Origin of the sequence: Pseudarthrobacter sp. fls2-241-R2A-127 (assembly GCF_030209355.1) — a bacterium.
Taxonomy (GTDB): Bacteria; Actinomycetota; Actinomycetes; order Actinomycetales; family Micrococcaceae; genus Arthrobacter.
Window position 1 is genome coordinate 448,400 of sequence record NZ_JARVSF010000008.1, and the last position, 6,454, is coordinate 454,853.

The window sequence follows — 6,454 nt, forward strand, 5'->3', positions numbered from 1 at the left end:
TCAGCTGGGGGTCTGGCCGGCGAAGCGGCGCAGGATGTCGGTGGGTCCTACCTGTCCGCCCTTGAGCAGGAGCCGGCATCCGCCGACCGCGGAAGCACCATCGGCCCGGAGGATGGGGCCGGCGGTGACAAAGTGGTCGGATACCCGGAGCTGCCTTACGCCCATGGCGATGAGTGCGTGGCTGGAGGTATCGCCACCACAGACGGCGAGGTCTCGGGTGAGCCCGGCATCGGCCATACGGGCAGCAATGCCGCCAATCAGGGTCCCGACGTAGCCGGCGTCCACTGGTGTGCTGGCCCCGTAGCGTGGGTCAGCCGCGCCGCGGGTGGTGTGAACGACGACGTTGCGCCCCGACCGGAGGGCCGCTGAGACTTGCTTATCCAGTGCCGCAATCAGGGCTGGGTCATCACGCTGCAGCAGCTCGGCCGGGACCGGGACGTCCTCCCAGCCGTTGGAGGTTGCGTCGTTAATCTGCTCTGCCGTGGTGCTGGAGGCTGAGGCGCTGACGGCCAGCACCGGTCCCGATGGCTTCTGTTGGCCGGGCGTCCGTGCGGGCTGGTCGGAGACGCACCTGGCCAGGGCAGCCATGATGCCGCCGGATCCGACGACGATCGAGGAGCCGTGCCCGTGCTCTTCCCGGGTTAGTGCCTCTGCCACGGCGTCCATGTGGTGTTCGCCGACGGCGTCGATCACTAACGCTTGTGCGCCCGGTTCCCGCCTCCGGTCCGCCCAGGCGTCCTTGAAGGTTCCGTCGTCATAAGCCGGCAGTTGGATGGCCCCCGGTACTATCTCGTCGCCGAGCTGTTCGGCCAGGACCTGGCGCAGGTCCGCTTCAGACATGGGTGTGGAAGGGTGGCGGGACATGACCGGGTGGCGGTCCAACCGGTAGATCTGGCCGGCGTAGGTGGCGTAGTGGTTACTGAAGGCGGTGTAGCGGCCGAATGCGGGTTGGGCCGGGACTACCGGGATAGACCCATGCAGGGGGAACTGCTGGTGGAGCAGTTGGATACCGCGGCCGATGCTCCCGATGGTGGTGGAGCTGTCGAACGTGGAGCAGACCTTGTAGAGCAATACCTCGAGGTTCAGTGCGGCGATGCCTGCCAGGTCGCGGGTGACCAGGTTGTCGAAGGCCGTGCCGGACAGGGAGCGGGCAGGGCCGGCGAACCCGACGACGTCGGTATCCGTGGGCAGTGGGGCGTCCCCGATGACGAGGGCTGCTTCCAGTCCGTAGCGGTGGGCTTGGGCGAGGACATCGGCGGCTCCGGTGAGGTCGTCGGCGACGAAACCAAAGGTTGGCATCTCATGCACCTTTCCCGAATGTCTGGACTGCGTGCAGGAGGTCAGTGTTCCCGGCTATGGCCAGCTTCTCGGCTGCGCTTTGCAGCGGCACTCCGTCTACGGCTGCTTCCCAGGCCTGGCGGAGGCTGCGCACTCCGGCTCCGGGGCCATCCGGGTGTGCGGCGACTCCGCCTCCGGCGAGCATCATCAGATCGGTAGAACCCACTGCGTCAAACGTCGGGTGCGGAGTGGTGACGTTCTGCCCCGAAGACAACACGGGCAGCGGTGAAATAGTCTGGCCCAGCGGTTTGAGCAGGCTGCGGATGTTCGAGGCCACTTCTTCGTCGAGTTCGTAGAACTTGCTGCCCAACCCGCTGGCGTGCAGGTGGTCGGCACCGGCCAGGCGGGCCATCTGCTGCCACACCCGGTAGTCCATGCCCAGGGCTTTGGACCGCATGGATGCTGCGAGGCCTGCCCGGTGGCCGTGGATTGGAACCTCGGCGAAGCTGCGCAACAGCGCGAGGGCCGGCAGTCCCATCACGGGAATGTTCAGCATCACGCAGCGGCCGCCGGCTTCGACGACCAGGTCGTGGCGCTTCTGCAGGCCGGCAATGTCACCGGTGATGTTGAAGGCGTACATGGTGGAGTGCCCTGTGTGCTGTTCGGCGGCGCGGATCTCTTCGGTGGCGACCGCGACCCGGCGTTCCAGCGGCAGATAGGCCGGATCAGTCATGAGTTCATCGTCCTTGATCAGGTCGATGGATGCCATGGCCAGCTCGCGGACAACCAGTCGGAACTCCTCTTCGGACAGCCCGACGTTGGGTTTCACGATGGTGCCAACCATCACGCCTTGGACATCGCTGATGAGCTTGCGGGTCCCCTCGATACCGAAGGCCGGCCCCGGGTGGGCGGCGACAAAGTCCTCCGGCAGCTGGATGTCTTGAAGACGGCAGGCGTAAAGATCGCCCAACTCGAAGAGATTGCCTGCGATGGCGGTCTGCAGCGTTGCCAGGTCGGTGCCGACGTTCTCCATGGGGAAGTCCACGGTCACCAGTGCAGCCCGGACTTTTTCCGGGTTGGCCCGTGATGGCAGGGAGGGGCGGCAAAAGCCGAGTTCCTGGACATCCGAGATCCGGGCCGCGTGCCTCTCCCGGATCCGGGCGGATTCGCCCGGGACCGGCAGGAAGGTGCCGCTTGACTGTTCGCCGGCCATGATAGCGGCGGCCTTCTCCGGGTCAATTTCAGATTCTAGGTAGTAGGTGCAACGCACCGAGCGCGGGTCGCGCATGGAACTCTCCAATGTGGGGGCTTGAAACTTACGTATCCGACTGTCACCTGCAGGTACATTCACTTCGCTCACGCGCCGATGCGGGCTTAAGCAGGTGACTTCGGACTTCGCTTTCGCGGCATCTTCTGTGATTCCGGAATTAGAAGTTGTACGTACCTTTGATACGTACAATAGTAGGTGTCATGGATCACGTCAAGATGGCCGTCCGGTATTGCTCAGCTTCGAAGGGGCGCCCCCAGGGCTAAGATGTGCACAGTGGCGAGGGAGTCAAAGTGAGTTTGGAACCAACAGAAACAGCGGCAGAGCAGGCCGGACGCACCAGCCCTCTGAATCGGGAGGAGGGGGGTCCTCTCCACGCCCAAATCCGGGACATTCTCCACCGGCAAATTGTTGACTTGCGACTCTCCCCGGGCTCTTCGCTCCCTACCGAGGATGAGCTGACGAGGCAGTTCGGCGTCTCCCGCAGCGTCGTCCGCCAGGCATTGTCTGGACTGGCCGATCTGGGCCTGATTCGCCGTCAGCGCGGCCGCGGGAGTGTCGTGGCAGCGATGCCGGTCCTCCGCCGGCACGTGCAGCGCGCGGGCGGTCTGGACGAACAAGCGGCAGCACATGGCCAGCGTCTACGCACCCATGTCCTCACCGTGGAACCATCCGAGCCGCCCAGGGCCGGCGTCGAGGCCCTCAACACCACGAACACCTGGAAGATCGAGCGGGTCCGTTACCTCGACGGCCTTCCCGTAGCCTTCATGCGCACCTGGGTCCCTCGGGATTTCTTCCCGCATTTCACTGCAGAACTGCTGGAAAATGCATCACTCCTGAACCTGATGCGCGACCACGGCTACCACCCCGCCGGCGGACCACGCCAAGTACAGGCAGTCTCATCGGACGCCGACTTGGCCGGGAAGCTCAGCATCGCCACGCGCGAACCTCTGCTCCTGCTCCAAGGAGTTACCCGCGACGCCCTCGGCCACGGCCTCGAGTGGTTCAACGTCTGGCACAGCCCCAACACCGTGTTCGACGTCGACGCACAAGTCACCACGCAGCCCGGAGGCATCTCCCAAGAGCACATCCGCCGCCTTCGGACCCTGACCCAGCAACTGGAATCTGAACTAGCAGATCTTGAGCGAGGGGCACACTAAGGCTGCGATGCCGCCGCACAGAGACACCTCGTGGCGAAAGCGTGTCGCCCCACGACGAGCGGACCCCGCGAAAAAATGCGGCATCCGGAGCAGTTCGTGGGCGGTACGCGGTACTCCCCTACCAAAAGTGTGGATACTGTCCACACCCTCCCCTGGGCAGATTATCCCGAACTCGGTCGGTCGCCTTCTGGTCGAATTCACGCCCCCGGATCACCGCGAAGAGGGCAGTGCACGTTCTATTTGAAGTCCGCGCAATTGCCCTCTGGCTGTCCAACACTAAACGGGTAGGCCTATAGCGCCAGGCGTCCGGGTAGTAGGGGGTCATTCAAGATGGGCCAAGGAGCGCTGTTGGGGGATGCTTCCAGCTCAAGGTCCAATCGTAGACCGCCCACGCACAGCAGTACGGTGAGTCTGCCTTTTATGGTCGGATCCACGACTACCCCCTCGTGGCGTATTTGCCGCCGCGAGGGTCGCAATGACAGAGGTTCCATTGATCACAGATACTGTGCCGTAGCGGGGATTGGAAACGTAGACGGTGTGGGTACGGAGTCCGCCGCTACCGCGAGGGTATGAAGGCGACGCATATAAGATTCGACCCGACCTTTCTTGCAGGTGGTTGTTCCACTTATATCCGGCGGACCCGGCTACCGGGAGGCTCGCGACCCGGTAGCCGCCTTTCCTCCCGGTCTCCGACTCAGTCCTTTTACCTGCCCCTGAATTCCGTGAGGGTTGCGTCGTAGACGTTGGCGACGTACACCTTATGCGGTGTCGGGTCCACGGCCACTGCGACCGGATAATTCCCGGCAGGAACGTCGGCGGTAATACCCGTCCCGCTGATCACCTCGATGAAGTTGCCCGAAGAGGTCCCGGAGACGGTGACGAAGGCACTGTGAGTGGTTGGATCGACCGCGACCGCCCAAGGCATCGGATAGTTCATCGGAATAGAACTTGTGATCGTGTTTCCGTTGATCACCGAAACGCTGTTGCTGTAGGGGAGCCCGTTGTCACTGAGGTTGGTGACGTAGACCGTATGCGTGGTGGGATCGACAGCGACTCCGTAGGGGTCATCTGCTGGAATCGTGGCACTAACAATGTTCCCGTTGATGACCGATGTGTAGCCTTCGGTGTAGGCGTTGGTCACGTACACGGTGTGCGAGCCCGGGTCCACCGCCACACCGACAGGATGGTAGCCGACGCCGATCGTAGCGGTCACGGCGGTCCCGTTAATCACGGACACCGTGTTGCTCGATGTGTTGGTCACATAAATCGTGTGGGTCGTCGGGTCAACGGCGACGCCAGTGGGGCCAGACTCCACGGACACAGTCGCGGTGACCGAGGTCCCGTTGATGATCGAGATGCTGCCGTTGGTCGTCGGGTCGTTGGCAGTGGTCAGGTTCGCGACGTAGACGGTATGGGTCGTGGGATCGACGGCGACGCCGACCGGGTACTGTCCCACGGGGATAGTCGCGATGATTGACGAGCCGTTGATGACGGTTACAGTATTCGACTGTTCGTTGGCCACGTAAACGTTGTGGGTCCCCGGGTCCACAGCCAAACTCATCGGGTACTGCCCGGCGGGGATGTTGTGGGTGACGTACTTTACCGCAGCACTTGCCCTGGCCAGGCCCGCGGGAAATACAAGGCTTGCTGCCAGCAGCAGCACGGCCGAGATACGCTTCATCGTGAGCGCGCAGTGTCGCGTCCGCGCCGTCGGTACGGAGGCAGGGAACGCTGATTTCATGGGAATCTCCTTTTCGGGTGGTGACGTAGTCGACGGCGACCCGGCGTTTTGCCCTGCGTATGTGCGTGCGGAGTCGACCGGGGTTTCCGCGCGCCTCGTCGAGCAGCACGAGGTGTGCGGGTGGTTCTATCCCAGGAAGCAGGCCCTTGTGAGGTCGAAGAGGACAATTGCGTCCTTCGCTGCCGAGCAGGCCAAGCGAGGGCGGAAAGGTCGGGGGCCAATTGGTCCAAGTCGGTGGCTTGGAGAGCAACGCCTGGGCGGCTGTGGGGGCGAACATAGTTGCGAGGATCGTGGGTCCGCCCCGGCGCACGGGGTCGGTGGCCGGGGGCGGAGAGCGCTCAGTGTCGGCTTAGGGGTGGCTGACCCGGGCCCCGGCGAGGCCGGGTGCAGCGGAAGCAAAGTCGGCTTCGATGACCGCGATGCCTGTATTCAGGACGCGCTTAATGACGAGTTACATTATCTACTCCATTTTGGTTTCATGGATTGGGTCTACGAGGTCGGGTCAGAACAGCGGCCATTGGGATACAACGCCGTTGACCTCATTTTCCCGAGGTGAAGAGACACGGTACATACGCTCTTTTACGTACTGCTGTTCCGGCAGCTCCGGGCCAGCTCGCCCATCTGTCAATGGATCCATTACTCGCCCCGTAAACGGCTAAGTGCGTCAATGCGGCTGCTGCAGCCGGGTTTTGCATAGGCGTGCTCCAGGTGCTTTGCCACCGTGCGCGGACTTATCCCAATCAGGTGGCCTACAGCGATTCCCTGTGGCTATGGCGGCCGTACTTGATCCTGCAGCTGGCAACGTATTGACCGTTGCTCGTCGACATATCTCTGACAGCCTCGCTGAGCCGTGAGGCCCAGGCAGTGTTGAATCAGCGCTGAGCCACCCGTATTGCACTGCTTGGTACGAGCCCGGTCGACCTAATTCTCGCCAACTGGGTATTTGGCGCACATGAATATTCGCTCTTGAGGGGTCCATGTGTGGTGCGGGTTAGCGCCAGGGTCCGA

The 6,454-nt window shown here is 63.0% G+C and carries 4 protein-coding genes; 1 reads left to right on the top strand and 3 read right to left on the bottom strand.

Translation table 11 applies throughout. From position 1 onward, the window contains the following. Complete coding sequence (locus tag QRN53_RS06650; protein ID WP_285243219.1) at positions 1-1,299, bottom strand: four-carbon acid sugar kinase family protein; 1,299 nt, start codon at positions 1,297-1,299, stop codon at positions 1-3. 1 nt (position 1,300) lies between these two features. Next, entirely contained in the window at positions 1,301-2,566 is a 1,266-nt protein-coding gene (locus QRN53_RS06655; RefSeq protein ID WP_285243220.1) for a RuBisCO large subunit C-terminal-like domain-containing protein, read from the bottom strand. Between the two features lie 395 nt (positions 2,567-2,961). Between QRN53_RS06655 and QRN53_RS06660 the strand changes: the two genes are divergently transcribed. Next, a complete protein-coding gene (locus tag QRN53_RS06660) occupies positions 2,962-3,705 on the top strand; it encodes a GntR family transcriptional regulator (protein ID WP_285243221.1) in 744 nt (247 codons plus the stop codon). 703 nt (positions 3,706-4,408) lie between these two features. On the opposite strand, the gene QRN53_RS06665 is transcribed toward QRN53_RS06660, so the two are convergent. Next, on the bottom strand, positions 4,409-5,446 hold the full coding sequence (locus QRN53_RS06665; RefSeq protein ID WP_285243222.1) for a YncE family protein: 1,038 nt from the start codon (positions 5,444-5,446) through the stop codon (positions 4,409-4,411). Between the last annotated feature and the right edge of the window lie 1,008 nt (positions 5,447-6,454).

What these genes read in the sequence shown, in the direction of transcription:
- QRN53_RS06650 (WP_285243219.1), bottom strand. Translation starts at nt 1,299, where the DNA reads ATGCCAACCTTTGGTTTCGTCGCCGACGACCTCACCGGAGCCGCCGAT.
- QRN53_RS06655 (WP_285243220.1), bottom strand. Translation starts at nt 2,566, where the DNA reads ATGCGCGACCCGCGCTCGGTGCGTTGCACCTACTACCTAGAATCTGAA.
- QRN53_RS06665 (WP_285243222.1), bottom strand. Translation starts at nt 5,446, where the DNA reads ATGAAATCAGCGTTCCCTGCCTCCGTACCGACGGCGCGGACGCGACAC.